10 protein-coding genes and 1 pseudogene are annotated in these 14,309 nt (G+C 60.6%); 1 reads left to right on the forward strand and 10 read right to left on the reverse strand.

Features of this window, described 5'->3' with window-relative positions; all coding sequences use genetic code 11:
* Nucleotides 1-110: 110 nt before the first annotated feature.
* The 9 genes and pseudogenes from RPMA_RS26040 to RPMA_RS26080 all read right to left on the reverse strand — a co-directional run bounded on the left by RPMA_RS26040 (nucleotide 111) and on the right by RPMA_RS26080 (nucleotide 12,050).
* Nucleotides 111-347: a formate dehydrogenase subunit delta gene (locus tag RPMA_RS26040; protein ID WP_211910553.1), complete on the reverse strand. Its 237-nt coding sequence runs from the start codon at nucleotides 345-347 to the stop codon at nucleotides 111-113.
* Entirely contained in the window at nucleotides 310-1,161 is an 852-nt protein-coding gene (gene fdhD, locus RPMA_RS26045) for a formate dehydrogenase accessory sulfurtransferase FdhD (protein WP_211910555.1), read from the reverse strand. The genes RPMA_RS26040 and fdhD overlap by 38 nt, the downstream gene beginning before the upstream one ends.
* A gap of 3 nt (nucleotides 1,162-1,164) precedes the next feature.
* Nucleotides 1,165-4,068, reverse strand: a complete 2,904-nt coding sequence (gene fdhF / locus RPMA_RS26050) for a formate dehydrogenase subunit alpha (RefSeq protein WP_211910557.1) — start codon at nucleotides 4,066-4,068, stop codon at nucleotides 1,165-1,167.
* Nucleotides 4,069-4,079: 11 nt separating this feature from the next.
* Nucleotides 4,080-5,633, reverse strand: coding sequence for a formate dehydrogenase beta subunit (locus tag RPMA_RS26055; RefSeq protein WP_211910559.1), 1,554 nt, complete (start codon nucleotides 5,631-5,633; stop codon nucleotides 4,080-4,082).
* Nucleotides 5,630-6,103 (reverse strand): formate dehydrogenase subunit gamma, encoded by a 474-nt coding sequence (locus RPMA_RS26060; protein WP_211910560.1) that lies wholly within the window; start codon nucleotides 6,101-6,103, stop codon nucleotides 5,630-5,632. Before RPMA_RS26060 ends, RPMA_RS26055 begins: the two co-directional genes overlap by 4 nt.
* Nucleotides 6,104-6,421: 318 nt before the next feature.
* Nucleotides 6,422-7,320 (reverse strand): annotated as a pseudogene (locus tag RPMA_RS26065) (LysR family transcriptional regulator).
* Between the two features lie 276 nt (nucleotides 7,321-7,596).
* On the reverse strand, nucleotides 7,597-7,803 hold the full coding sequence (locus tag RPMA_RS26070) for a hypothetical protein (protein WP_211910563.1): 207 nt from the start codon (nucleotides 7,801-7,803) through the stop codon (nucleotides 7,597-7,599).
* Nucleotides 7,804-8,317: 514 nt separating this feature from the next.
* The gene (locus tag RPMA_RS26075) at nucleotides 8,318-10,300 is read right to left on the reverse strand and encodes an O-linked N-acetylglucosamine transferase, SPINDLY family protein (RefSeq protein WP_211910565.1); all 1,983 of its coding nucleotides are present in this window, start codon (nucleotides 10,298-10,300) and stop codon (nucleotides 8,318-8,320) included.
* A 226-nt stretch (nucleotides 10,301-10,526) separates the two neighbouring features.
* Nucleotides 10,527-12,050 (reverse strand): porin, encoded by a 1,524-nt coding sequence (locus RPMA_RS26080; protein ID WP_211910567.1) that lies wholly within the window; start codon nucleotides 12,048-12,050, stop codon nucleotides 10,527-10,529.
* A 353-nt stretch (nucleotides 12,051-12,403) separates the two neighbouring features.
* Between RPMA_RS26080 and RPMA_RS26085 the strand changes: the two genes are divergently transcribed.
* Complete coding sequence (locus tag RPMA_RS26085; RefSeq protein ID WP_211910569.1) at nucleotides 12,404-12,949, forward strand: MarR family winged helix-turn-helix transcriptional regulator; 546 nt, start codon at nucleotides 12,404-12,406, stop codon at nucleotides 12,947-12,949.
* Nucleotides 12,950-13,001: 52 nt separating this feature from the next.
* On the opposite strand, the gene RPMA_RS26090 is transcribed toward RPMA_RS26085, so the two are convergent.
* Nucleotides 13,002-14,111 (reverse strand): alpha/beta hydrolase family protein, encoded by a 1,110-nt coding sequence (locus RPMA_RS26090; protein ID WP_211910571.1) that lies wholly within the window; start codon nucleotides 14,109-14,111, stop codon nucleotides 13,002-13,004.
* Nucleotides 14,112-14,309: the final 198 nt, after the last annotated feature.

Genomic DNA, 14,309 nt, shown 5'->3' on the forward strand with positions numbered 1-14,309 from the left:
GGTGAGGGGAACTCTCCACTTGCTCCGAGCCCGCGGAGAGTCCCCCTCATCCGACCCGGCTTCGCTGCGCTTCGCCGGGCCACCTTCTCCCCGCAAGCGGGGAGAAGGAACTACTTCTTCAGCGACGTGATCGCTTCCAGCACGTTGGGCTTCAGCCCTGCCCCGCCATTGTCGATGTGCTCAAAGATCTTCTTCCGCATCCGCGGGTCCCAGAACTTCTTGATGTGCTCGGCAATGCCCGCCACTGCATGGTCGTGGCCCTGGCTCTTGAAAAAGTCGCCGATCTGGTTGGCCATATAGATCAGTCGTTCAGGCGACGACGGTGCGTGCGTGGTGTGGGTGTCCATGCTCTTGCCCTGCTTCATCCGAAGTCACACGACCCGGATGTGTAAAAACTTCAAAACCGTCCGACCGCGCAATCGCGGCCAGTGTGATGCCTGCGGCTTCCGCGATGCGGATGGCGAGCGCCGTTGGTGCTGAAACCGAGACCATCAGCGGCGCGCCGATGGCGGCGGTCTTCTGAACCATCTCGACCGAGACGCGGCTGGTGAGCAACACCATGCCTTGCCGGGTATCGACCTTCGCCTGCGCCAGCGCGCCGGCCAGCTTGTCGAGCGCATTGTGGCGACCCACATCCTCGCGCAGCGCGACGATGCCGCTCGAAGGGATCCAGAATGCGGCCGCATGGACCGCGCGCGTCTCGACATTGATCTTCTGCAATGGCGCCAGCGCATCCATCGCCGTCATGATCTGATCGAATGAGAAAGAACCGCCCGGTGCCACCACCGCAGCGGGCTTCACCGCTTCGGCGATCGAATCGATACCACACAGGCCGCAGCCCGTGGGGCCCGCAATCTGCCGGCGCCGCGCGCTGATGCTCTCGGCTTTCTCTGACGCCAGCCACATGCGCAGCTCGACGCCGTCGTCGAACTCCACGGCCTCGAAGCTCTCGATCTCGTCGATGGAGCCAACCACGCCTTCGCTCAGGCTGAAGCCATAAGCGAAATCGCGATAGTCCTGCGGCGTCCCCATCATGACGGCATAAGTGCCGCCATTATAGGTGATCGCCAGCGCCGTCTCTTCCGACACCGCGCGCAGCCCGTCGCTGACGCCGTTACGGCGCCAGACCTTTCGGGGAGCTTTGCGAACCGGATCGTGCATGGACTACTCGGCAGCCTCCAGCGGCGCGATACGGCGTGACTGGCGGGCCTGCTCCTCATATTCCTTCTGCCATTCCGACGGACCGTTGGAGGGCGAGATCTGCACCGCCGTCACCTTGTATTCCGGGCAGTTGGTAGCCCAGTCAGAGAAGTCGGTGGTGATGACGTTTGCCTGCGTGGTCGGGTGATGGAAGGTCGTATAGACCACGCCCGGCGCCACGCGCTCGGTGATGAGCGCACGCAGGGTCGTCTCGCCCGCGCGGCTCTGCAGCCGCACCCAGTCGCCGTCACGGATGCCACGCTGCTCGGCATCATGCGGATGCAGTTCGAGACGGTCTTCCTCATGCCAGACGACGTTGTCGGTGCGGCGGGTCTGCGCGCCGACATTGTACTGGCTGAGAATGCGACCGGTGGTGAGCAGCAGCGGGAAGCGCGGACCGGTGCGTTCGTCGGTCGCGATATATTCGGTGCGCATGAACTTGCCCTTGCCGCGCACGAAGCCGTTCATATGCATGATCGGCGTGCCCAGCGGCTGCTTCTCGTTGCACGGCCACTGCACCGAACCTTCCTTTTCCAGCTTCGCGAACGAGACACCGGCAAAGGTCGGCGTCAGAGCCGCGATCTCGTCCATGATCTCAGACGGATGGGTGTAGTTCATCTCGAAGCCGAGGGCCTTAGCGAAGCCCAGGGTGACTTCCCAATCTTCCAGACCGTTCTTCGGCGACATCACCTTGCGAACGAGCTGGATGCGGCGTTCGGCATTGGTGAAAGTGCCGTTCTTCTCCAGGAAGGTGGAGCCCGGGAAGAACACATGGGCGTAATTCGCGGTTTCGTTGAGGAAGAGGTCATGCACGATGACACATTCCATCGACGACAGCGCCGCGACCACGTGCGACGTGTTCGGATCGGACTGCAGGATGTCCTCGCCCTGCACATACAGGCCCATGAAGGTGCCTTCGGTGGCGGCGTCGAACATGTTGGGAATGCGCAGGCCCGGCTCGGGATTGAGCTTCACGTTCCACATGGCTTCGAACTGCTCGCGCACGGCATCGCCGGAGAGATGGCGATAGCCCGGCAGTTCGTGTGGGAATGAACCCATGTCGCAGGAGCCCTGCACATTGTTCTGGCCGCGCAGCGGATTCACACCGACGCCGGACCGGCCGATATTGCCGGTGGCCATTGCGAGATTGGCGATGGCGATAACGGTAGTCGAGCCCTGGCTGTGCTCGGTGACGCCGAGGCCGTAATAAATCGCACCATTACCGCCGGTGGCATAGAGGCGCGCAGCTGCACGCAGCTCCTTCGGATCGACGCCAGTCATGATGGCGGTCGCTTCCGGGCTGCGCGAGGGCTCGGCGACGAAGCTTGCCCAATCCTCGAACTCGCTCCAGTCGCAGCGCTCGCGCACGAAGGTCTCGTTGACGAGGCCTTCGGTGACGATGACATGGGCGATGGCCGTGAGCACGGCGACATTGGTGCCGGGCAGCAGCGGGAGATGGTGCTGTGCTTCGATATGCGCCGAGCGGACGATGTCGGTGCGGCGCGGATCGACGACGATCAGCTTGGCGCCCTGGCGGAGGCGCTTCTTCAGGCGCGAGCCGAACACCGGATGGCCATCGGTCGGATTGGCGCCGATGATCATCACGACGTCGGTGTCTTCAACCGAATCGAAATCCTGTGTGCCAGCGGAGGTGCCGAAAGTCGAGGACAGGCCATAGCCGGTCGGCGAATGGCAGACGCGGGCGCAGGTATCGACATTGTTGTTGCCGAAGCCAGCGCGGATCAGCTTCTGCACCACATAGACTTCTTCATTGGTGCAGCGTGATGAGGTGATGCCACCCACTGCATCCTTGCCATACTTGGCCTGAATGCCCTTGAACTTGCTGGCGGCGAAATTGAACGCCTCGTCCCACGACACTTCGCGCCATGGCTCGGTGATCTTGTCGCGGATCATCGGATTGAGGATGCGCTCCTTGTGGTTCGCATAGCCCCAGGCGAAGCGGCCCTTAACGCAGGAATGGCCGCGATTGGCTTTGCCGTCCTTCCACGGCACCATGCGCACCAGCTCTTCGCCGCGCATTTCCGCCTTGAAGGTGCAGCCGACACCGCAATAGGCGCAGGTGGTGACCTTGGAATGCTCGGGCTGGCCGATCTCGATGACGGCCTTCTCGGTCAGAGTCGCAGTCGGGCAAGCCTGCACGCAGGCGCCGCAGGACACGCATTCCGAACCCAGGAACGATTCGCTCATGCCCGGCGAGACGCGGCTGTCGAAGCCGCGGCCGGAGATCGTTAGCGCAAACGTGCCCTGCACTTCCTCACAGGCGCGGACACAGCGCGAGCAGACGATGCATTTGGAAGGATCATAGGTGAAATACGGATTGGATTCGTCCTTCGCCATCCAGCGATCGTTCTCGCAGGATTCCGGCGAATGGTGCGTGTGCTTCGGGCCCGACTTGGCGAAGACATGGTTCTCGCCGTCATAGCCATAGCGTACGTCGCGCAGGCCGACTTCACCTGCAACGTCCTGCAATTCGCAATCGCCGTTCGCCGCACAAGTGAGACAGTCGAGCGGATGATCGGAGATATAGAGCTCCATCACGCCCTTGCGGAGCGCGGCCAGACGCGGGGTCTGCGTCTTGACGACGAGCCCTTCCATCGCCGGCGTGGTGCAGGAGGCTGGCGTGCCCGCGCGGCCCTCGACTTCCACGAGGCACATGCGGCAGGAGCCGAACGCATCCACCATATCGGTGGCGCACAGTTTCGGAATTTTTGTGCCCATCTCCATGGCAGCGCGCATGATCGAGGTGCCCTCGGGCACGCTGACGCTCTGACCATCGATGGTCAGCGTCACCATCTTCTCGGACTTGGACTTCGGGGTGCCGTAATCGGTTTCGTGAACGAGCGACATGGTGTGCTCCTTTACTCAGCGGCCTGGATGCTTGGCGTCGGGCCAAAGTCATCGGGGAAATGTTTCAATGCGCTCATCACCGGATACGGCGTGAAGCCGCCCAGCGCGCAGAGCGAGCCGAATTTCATGGTCTGCGAGAGATCTTCCAGCACGGCGATATTCTCGGCGACACGTTCGCCGCGACGGATCTTGTCGATGGTCTCGACACCGCGGGTGGAGCCGATGCGGCAGGGCGTGCACTTGCCGCAGGATTCAATGGCGCAGAATTCCATGGCAAAGCGAGCCTGCTTCGACATATCGACGCTGTCGTCGAAGATCACGATGCCGCCATGGCCGATCAGACCATCGCGCTTGGCGAAGGCCTCATAGTCGAACGGCGTGTCGAACAATTCGCGCGGGAAATAAGCGCCGAGCGGGCCGCCAACCTGCACGGCACGCACCGGCTTGCCCGTAAACGTGCCGCCGCCGATGTCGTCGACGAGTTCGCCCAGCGTGATGCCGAAGGCGACTTCGAACAGGCCGCCGAACTTCACATTGCCGGCGAGCTGGATCGGCATCGTGCCGCGCGAGCGGCCCATGCCGTAATCCGCATAGGCTTTCGCGCCATTGTCGAGGATGAACGGGATGGCTGCGAAAGACAGCACGTTGTTGATGACGGTCGGCTTGCCGAACAAACCCTTATGCGCCGGCAGCGGCGGCTTGGCGCGGACGAGACCGCGACGGCCTTCGAGCGACTCCAGCAGCGAGGTTTCCTCACCGCAGACATAGGCGCCGGCGCCGACGCGAACTTCGAGATCGAACGAATGTGCCGATCCCTTGATCTTGTCACCAAGCCAGCCGGCACGCTTCGCGGCAGCGATGCCGGCATTCATGGCTTCGACGGCGTGCGGATATTCCGAACGGATATAGATGTAGCCCTTGGTCGCGCCCACTGCGATGCCGGCAATGGTCATGCCCTCGATCACCACGAAGGGATCGCCCTCCATGATCATGCGGTCGGCAAAGGTGCCGCTATCGCCCTCGTCCGCATTGCAGACGATGAATTTGCGATCGGCCTGGGTGTCGGCCACGGTCTTCCACTTGATAGCCGTGGGGAAACCCGCACCACCGCGGCCACGCAGGCCGGATGTGGTGACGTCGGCGAGAATGCCAGCGCTGTCCAAAGTGAGCGCGCGAGCGAGACCCTTGTAACCATCATGCGCCTCATAATCCGCGACAGAACGCGGATCGACGACGCCGCAACGGACGAAAGTGAGACGGGTCTGTTTCTTCAGCCAGCTGATATCGTCGGCAATGCCGAGGCGCAGATCATGCGGGCCATCGGCGATCATCGCATCGAAAACGGACGCGACATCTTTCTCTTCCACCGGACCGAACGCGACACGCCCCTTGGGGGTCACAACCTCGACCATCGGCTCGAGCCAGAGCAGGCCGCGCGAACCGTTGCGGACGATTTCGATATCCAGCTTGCGCTCCGCGGCCTGCGCTTCGAACGCAGTAACGAGGTCGTCGGCGCCGACACAGACTACGGCGGCATCGCGAGGGATGTAAATCTTGAGAGTCATCGCTGTGCCTCCGCAACCAGCGCATCCATGCGCTTCTCGTCGAGGCGACCGACCAGCTTGCCGTCGAGCATCGCTGACGGTGCCGTCGCGCACAGGCCGAGGCAGTAGATCGGCTCCAGCGTGACGCGATCATCGGCGGTGGTGTTGCCGAGCTTGACGCCGAGCTTCTGCTCCGCGCGAGCAGCCAGCGCATCACCACCGGCAGCCTGACAGGCTTCGGCGCGGCAAATCTTCAGCACGCGCTTGCCGGCCGGCTCGTGGCGGAAGTCATGGTAGAATGTGAAAACGCCATGCACTTCGGCGCGTGACAGATTGCGCGCCTCGGCGATCATCGGGATGGCGGGTTCCGGCACATAGCCGAACGCATCCTGGATCGCATGCAGGATCACGATCACCCCACCTTCCACATGGGAATGGCTGGTAATGATCTCGTTACAGCGCGCTGCGCTCCATGGTTCGTATGCGTTCATCCCGGGGCACTCTATTGGGTAATCTTAGAGAACCGATCAAAATTGGAATCGATCCAAAGATCAATAAAGCTGTCTCATGCTGCGATACGGAAAAGGCATCAAACGATTGGCGCGGCTTGCCATTTTGACGCAGGAGCCAACGGTCCCGCGTCACAAACTCTCCCGTCATCCTGAGGTGCGAGCACAGCGAGCCTCCCAGCGAATGGCAAAGCCATTCGCAAGGGATGGCCGCGAAACGCCAGAGCCAAGCCACGCATGGTTCGAGGCGCGCAAGAGCGCGCACCTCACCATGACGGCGGAGTTTAGGAAGGCGATGCCTCAGCTCTCCAGCGACGGCGCCACTTCGCGGGCGACCTGCACCAGGGCGGCCACCAGCGGCGTCATCGGGTCGCGCTGGGGACAACCAGACCGACACCGTAATTCACGATCGGATCGACGATCGGGATCATGCGAACGGAACCGCTGGACGTCAGACCCAATGTTTCCGCCAGCTTGGCCGGCATCACGCTGGCCCAGCGGCCTGTTTTCACGTGTGTATACAACACGATAATCGAGTTGGAGGTCAGCGTCGGCCGCGCCTCGGCGCCGACCGATTTCAGCGCGCGATCGATGATGCGGCGGTTCTGCATATCCGGAGTCAGCAGGCATAGCGGCACCTGGCCGACCTCGGCCCAGGTGACCTGCTTACGGTCGCCGAACATGCCATCCGGCGAGGTGAGGAGGCGGTAGCTCTCCTTATAGAGCGGGATCGAGCGCACCTTTCCGAGCGGTTCGTTCTCGATATAGGTCAGGCCGGCATCGACCTCGAGATTTTCGAGGAGGCCGAGCACCGCGGCCGAGGTGCAGGAGACGATGCGGAACTGGACGTCCGGATGCCTGGCGCGAAACGGCGTCGTCAGCGATGCCACCATGCCGAGTACAGTGGGGATTGCAGCGATACGGATTTCGCCGGACAGGCTGTCCTTGAGGCCGTTGATTTCCTGCCGCATGGCGCGGGCATCGCCGACAATTCGGCGCGCCCAGTCCAGCGCGCGCTCCCCCTCCGGCGTAAACCCCTGAAAACGCGAACCACGCTGCACCAGCATCACGCCCAGCATATCCTCAAGCTGCTTGAGGCTCGTGGACATCGTCGGTTGCGTGACGCCACACGCCTCCGCAGCGCGACCGAAGTGACGCTCCTTGGCGAGGGACAGCAATAATTCGAGCTTATCGATCAACGGCGCCTCGCTCCGGAAGCCACACTTGTTCGAGGTCCGGCACGCAATCGCGTGTGTGGCCTGAATGGTATCCGCCCTCGTCCATCAACATAAAGCGCGGCTCGCCTTCGCTGCAACCCGCAGCAGGCGGCGTGATGACGCACGATACGCCCATACGCAGTGCGGCCCGGCCAAATGGCCGAGCCCGCAACGGACATCGATGAAAGGAAGAAGATAAAAGGAAGGAATCGGATGCCAGCCACGCCATCGGAACGGCCGATGGCAGGCTGCAGAAGATCAACCGAGCGGGCTGATCTGCTCTTCGGTCACAACACGCTCGACATTGTCAGCCTTGCTGCGAATGCGATAACGGGCACGGCCATCGGCTTCGATCGGCAAACGACCGGTGATGGTGTAAATCGCGCGCTCACGGGCACCGGTGCGGCCCTGCGGACCCTGCAGCTGGTGGTGGACGTCGTCATTGATTGCGTAGTTATGCGCCATAATTCATACTCTCCACGATATGCGCTTTTTAGCCACAACCGTTCCAAAAATCAAGAAATCATGAGCGATTTCTGCCAGATAGCCCGGCAGGACTGCTATGCGCCGCAACCCGATCCGCCATAATCGTGAGGAGATTGCGACTGAAACAAGCGCACTCTGCCATCTCGGCGGGCATGGATTCTTTTGAATTTAGAGAGACTTGCGTGGAGTAACGCGCCAAACCGATTCGTAAACAAGACGTAAATGGAACGCTGGAACACAAGGCAAAATAAAAAGTACCAAAATACCTAAATCGAGGTTGTGACAATCTCTGTGCGGATCCAGTGGCGTCTGGAAACCGAAAAGCCACCGGCAGGGCATTGCCGGTGGCTTCGGAGGTTACGTTAGAGTCGCGTGTCTCCGAAGAGACAGGGCCGAGAAAGAATTCGCGGCTGCGCGAGAGAAAGATTACATGAGCGAGATCATTGAGCGCAATACCTGATCTACTCAATTAAACCGATTTTATCGTTGCGGGTTAGCCGGTTACCGAGAAATGCTGCGGAGCAAGGCGGGCCAGACGCCTGGCCTGCATCGCCTGATATGCAGCCTCGATATGCCGCGCGGTTCGACGCGTGTCGAACAAAGCTGACTGTGAGCGCATATCCGCAAGCTTGCTGCGGATAGCCGCTAGCTTGGCTGGCTGCGATGCCAGTTCGATCGCATGGCGCTCGTACATCGCGGGATCATCCGTCACCAGCTCAGGCAAATTCACATGCGTGAGCAGGCTCGACGCCACACGCCCCGCAAATGTCGTGCCCCGGCATGTCAGTAACGGCAATCCAGCCCACAAGGCGTCACTTGCGGTCGTATGCGCGTTGTAGGGTAACGTATCGAGAAACAGATCGGCGCAGCAATGCCGCGCCAGATGCTCCGGGGGGGAGACCCGCTCCGCGAAAACGAGGCGCGCGGGATCGATGCCACGCTGCGACGCTTCACGGCGCAGATTGGCGACCGCAGCCACGCTGTCATCAAGCAACCAGAGCACACTGCCATCGACTGCGGCCAGTATCCGCATCCAGCTGGAGAAGACATCCGGCGTGATCTTGTAAGCATTGTTGAAGCAACAGAACACAACGCCACGGGCGGGCAGACCACAGTCTTCGCGCGTCGGAGCAGATGTTGCGATATCGCGGCGATCGTCATTGGACTGATAGCAATCAGGCAACCAGACGACTTTCTCACTGTAAAAGCGCCGATGCTCGGCCGGGAGAACGATCGGATCTGCGATGATGTAGTCCATGAAGGCAGCGCCAATCGTACCGGGGAAGCCGAGATAGTTGACTTGAATGGGAGCCGCGCGGCGCGCGAAAACGCCGTTGCGCTGGCGCCCGAAATAGCCGTTGAGATTGACGAGAATGTCGATGCGTTCGCCACGGATCGCGTCCACGGCCTGCGGGTCGCTCATGCCCGCAATATCGACGACACGGTGGACGGCCCGATTGATACGCTGCCGCGTCGGGCCGCCGTCGTCATATCCATTGTCAAAAGCGACGATCTCGAAGGCGTTCTTGTCGTGCCGCTCGAGAACGCCGACAAGCAAGAGCGACGTCGCCTGCTCGCGAAATTCACCGGACAAGTAGCCGATACGAACAGGTCCACCGGATGGCGCAATCGACGGAATGCTCGGCGCCGGCATGCGTCCGAACTGCGCGGCATTCGTCAGTTCGGCGCAGCGCTGCAGACTCGCTTCCGATATGGCGATGCCCTGCCAGCCGAATGGCTCGGCGGCGAGCTTTCCTGCAGCGAGATCAGTTTCGATTTCGCCGATGAGATCATCGAGACCGCTCCAATCGCAGACCAACATCTTCTGATGCAGAAGATTCCCCTTGAGCAATGGTAGATCTGGATTGAGGCGCCGCGCCTGCATATAGGCGGCAACAGCTTCAGCAGGCCGACGCAATTTGGCGAAGATGAAGCCGCGCGCGAACCACGCTTCCGCCATATCCGGCTGGAGCGCCAACGCCGCATCATTGGCGGAAAGTGCCTCGTCGCAACGTTCGAGTTCGGCCAGCGACTTGCTTTTGTTGAAATACGCGGCCGCATAGCGCGGCTGAAGTTTCAAAGCCTTATCGAAGTCAGCCAGCGCTGCGGCGTAATCCCGAACCTCGTTGAACACGGCACCACGACTGTTCAACGTCTCGGCATTGTGCGGATTTAGCGCCAGCGCTTCCGTTAAGCGCTGCAGGGCTTCGTCTGGCCGCTTTAGTGCCTTCAGCACCAGGCCGTAATTGTACAGCGTCACATCCGAAGCCGGACCGAGACGTAACGCCGATTTCAGATGCGGTTCGGCCTCGGCATGGCGGTTCAGGGACACCAGCGCGATGGCAAGGACGTTCAATGCGCCGAGATGTTTCGGGTCTTTGCGAAGAATCTTGCGGAGATCGCGTTCTGCGTCGTTCAGCCGTCCCTGCCGGAGTGCCGCAAGCGCGCTTTGAAAGAGGTCGGTGGGAGCCGGCATGGATGCGGTTCTGAGGTCAGCGCGAAAAGGGAACGCCGCAAGGGCGATCCTGCCGGTATAGACGCCGCGTTTTCTGTCGTCGAGGTCGGGCAGAGCGGCAGCACAAGCCGCTCTTTAGCTTCATCTGATTGATCGCAATACACGTCATCTCAAAACACAAAAATCCCCGGCGGTTTCCCGCCGGGGACTTTTGTTTCAGATATCGATCGCCGTGAGGCGGTCGGTATTAGAACGAGCGCAGGATCTGCACGGTTCCGTCGAACACGTTCTGGTTGGTGACAGCGAAACCAGTGGCCGGGGTCGGACGGCTGGTAACCGTGCCGAAGTATGTGCCACCGAGATTCTGCTCCAGACGGGTATAGCTGACCATGGCCGACAGCGTCAGGTTACGAACCGGGGTCCAAGCGGTACGGGTACCGACCTGAGCAATACCCAAGTCGAAGTTTCCGCTCGAACCGACGAGGGTAGCACCAGCAGCCGGGCTGGTGGTCGTGCCGCCCGTGCGCGTGAAGTTGCCGAGGAGAAGCAGGTTGCCCGCGTCACCGTACGAGATGTGGCTGTAGTTGCCAAACACCGACGTACGCCAAGCTGGGTTCCAGTAATGCTCGAAGTAAGCGCTGACCTGCCAGGCTTCGCTCTGCTCGATCTGACCGCCTGCACCGTAAACACCGTCGAGGACGTAACCGAAGCCGATGGTGTTGGCATCGGCGCGGGCGTAACGACCGGCGCCAGCGGTGTCGATGGTGCCGCCGAAGATATACTTGGCAGCGCCCTTGGCATAGCTAGCTTCGAGCTTCAAGGTGTCGCCTGCGCCGGTGGGCAGGTTCTTGAACTCGACGGCGCCGCTCACAGCGAAGCCATACTTCTCATCCGGATGACCATTGGCGTTGGTGCTCGGGAGAGCGGTTGTGTTAACCCCGTAGAAGCCTGGAGTATTGGCATGCATCGCAGCTGCAAAGTGCAGGGTGCCCCATGCCTGATCGAGGCGAAGATTGCCAACGACGTCAGGAATGTGCGTGCCACCGTAGGAATTGCCTGCAAAGGTGTTGCCGGTCGTGCCGTAGGCCGACGTCGCAGCACCGAACGGACCGATCAGCTGGGCATCGGCATTAACGAGGCCAGCATTGCGATACGGGGTCGCGTTTTCGACAGCGATGGTTGCCGACACGCCGTTACCGAACGAAGCGGTGTAGGCGAGCTGCGGGATACCGGTCGCGTTGTTCGAACCGGCATAGGTGCCCGACGAAATGATCGGCTTCGAGAGCGCCCACTGCGGATCGAAGTTCGAGACAGCCTTACCGAAGGTGAAGCCGGCGAACTGGATGAAGGCGAAGTCGACTTCAGCGAAACCACCAGCGATGTTTTCACGACCCTGGAAGAAGTCGAACTGCAAGTTGGCGTAGGTACGAACAACACCATACTCGGTCGCGGTGCGCGTATCGGTGGTCAGGTTCACGCGCGAGCGGGAGTTGATGTAGTCCTGGTTCCAGGCCTGCGCACCGCCTGCGCCGCCCTGCAGGAAGGCAACTTCATAGCCGGCCGAGTTGAACGACGTGTCGATACGGATCGCGCCGCCGATCTTGATGCAGGTGTCGGTGCCCGGGATGTAGTAGAAGCCTGCGCCGTAGAGCGAGCAGACCTTCACATATTCAACAGCCTTGGCTTTGACCGGAAGGTCAGCTGCCTGGGCGCCGCCAATGGCGATCAGACCGGCCGCCGAGCCAAGGATCAGGCTCTTCAGATTCGTCATGTTAAAACCTCCAAGTTGCACATTGGGAAGGTTCCGGATCCGCCAGACCTAGCCGAGGCTAAGCCCGATGGTTGGTTCCCCCACTCCCCAAACCAACCGCCGGAGTGCTTCGCGCTTTCGGAAACCCGCGTCACGCGAGACACTCAAGCGAACCACTTCAACGGGACGATCACGGGTTTGCCCCATCGCCGCCACAGAGAATGCCTGCGCAATTCTTAGAAGCAAAATACTTTATGTACTCAGGTAACTTTATCGCGATGCAGTGTGGTTTCCGCGCCACAGCGTCTAAACCGCAGCCCAGCAGCACAATTATTTGATCCAGTTATGTATTCTACAAATTTCCGGGTTATGGGATGCTGACACGCTTACAGACGAACGGACTTATGGCTTCCCCTCAGAACAGTGCCCGCCCCATCGACATGCCTTCTAACGGCAAGAATCAGGAAATCGTCAGACAGTTTCTCTGGGACATTGCGTCCATCAACGTCCACCTCGACGAAATTCGCCATTTCTGGGCCAAAGAACTCGGCATCAGCGGGCCGCAATGGATGATTCTGATGGCCGTCGATGACCTCAATTCAGGCGGCGGCGTATCGGTCAAGGACGTCTCGGCCATGCTTCATGTCGATCCGTCCTTCGTCACGACCCAATCCAAGATACTGGAAAAGAATGGCTTTATGCGCCGGGAGCCGTCGCGTCAGGATGCCCGCGTGGTTCTGATGTCGCTATCGGAGAAAGCCGGCCGGAAGATCGCGACCCTGACTGCGCGGCGCGATACCCTCAGCGATTACGTCCTGTCAGATTTCGACGGAGACGCCTTGCGGGATATTACGGGCCAGCTGGCAAAGCTGAAAGCCCGACTGCAGAAGGCTACGGTCATGCTCTCGCTCGAGAGCTAGCTTCCGCGTCGCAGAAATCGTTATTTAAATCAATCTGTTACAGAAATATCCTTTAGATCGCAGCTCGACCGATCAGCCCAAGCCGCGCGGCAATCCAGTCGAAGATGAATTCGCTGCCAATGGTCGGATTGTCCAGTTGGGCATGGGAGGCTGCGGTCTCTTCGGCTGAGAAGATTTTCAGCTCAACATTCTGACCGGCTGCCAGCAATGCTTCACAGCACTGCCTGACATGCGCGGCCTCCAGCCAATCGCGCTCGCCCAGCGCCACCAAAACGGGGCATTTGATCCGCGCTGCCGAGCTGCTGCGGCACAGATGGCTCAGATCCTCGCTGAAGTCTCCCGCAACTGATGGACAGCCCGACATCTGCGAAGCCAGAAACGCCCGCTCGTGCAGATCCCAAATGCCGGCATCGCACACAGCCGCAGCAAAACGGTCGTCAAAACCAGCTCCGCGTGTCGCAAAAGCGCCACCCAGGCCCTCACCCAGAATGGCGATCTTGCGTGCATTCACGTCACGCCGACTCTCGAGATAATCAACCCAGCTGCTGATGGCCGTCTCGATATCGTAACGGCCAAACCCTTCATTGAAGCTGCGCCGATAGCCCTGACCGGGAAGATCTATCAGGAGCAGGCCGAGACCACGCTCATGTGCGTAGCGCGGCATCCGGCAGAGATGCTCTTCTTTGTACTGATCGGGCGCGCCAACGCAGATCACCACCGGGGCCTTGCGGCCTGCACGCCCGGGGGCTGGCAGGAAATAGCCTTGCAAAGTAGCGTCATCGCGCCATGCGATTTCGACGACCTCAGCTGCCGGGCTCGCATTCTGCACATAGAGCAGGGAGCAGGACATCATCTGCGCGATTGAGGCGCTCTGCCTGGCATCATCGATGCCCATGAAAGCCTGGGCCGTCCGGTAATAATTGGCCGCACGCAGCCAATTGCTCAGTGCTGTGTGCGTATGCCCACGCGCATGGGCAATGTCACCGCGAGATCTATTGAGATCAGCCGCCTTTTTCCATTGCTGATACCAGCTCTCTTCACAGGCAGGATCGATCCCCTGAGCCGCCAGAAGGCACTCTGAAACGGTGCTTCCGCCATCCTGCGCAGCACCGAGCAGCCGCCGGAACTGGAACGAATAATCCTCGTTGCCCGGCCACTGCATCCAGCCGCCGGAATCGAAGAATGGGGTCGTGTCCTCGGATGTAATAATCGTCATTTCCCGGGATCATTTCTGCGGATGTCGGTACGAAACCGGCGCGGCAAGATCAGAAGGCAGACAGCAACGCGCTGCTTCTCCGGCAACGACGTCCGCACGGTATCCAAGTTGGTCAGGAGGGCAAGCGCTGTATGACAGTTTTTT

This window comes from Tardiphaga alba (assembly GCF_018279705.1).
Classification (GTDB): domain Bacteria; phylum Pseudomonadota; class Alphaproteobacteria; order Rhizobiales; family Xanthobacteraceae; genus Tardiphaga; species Tardiphaga alba.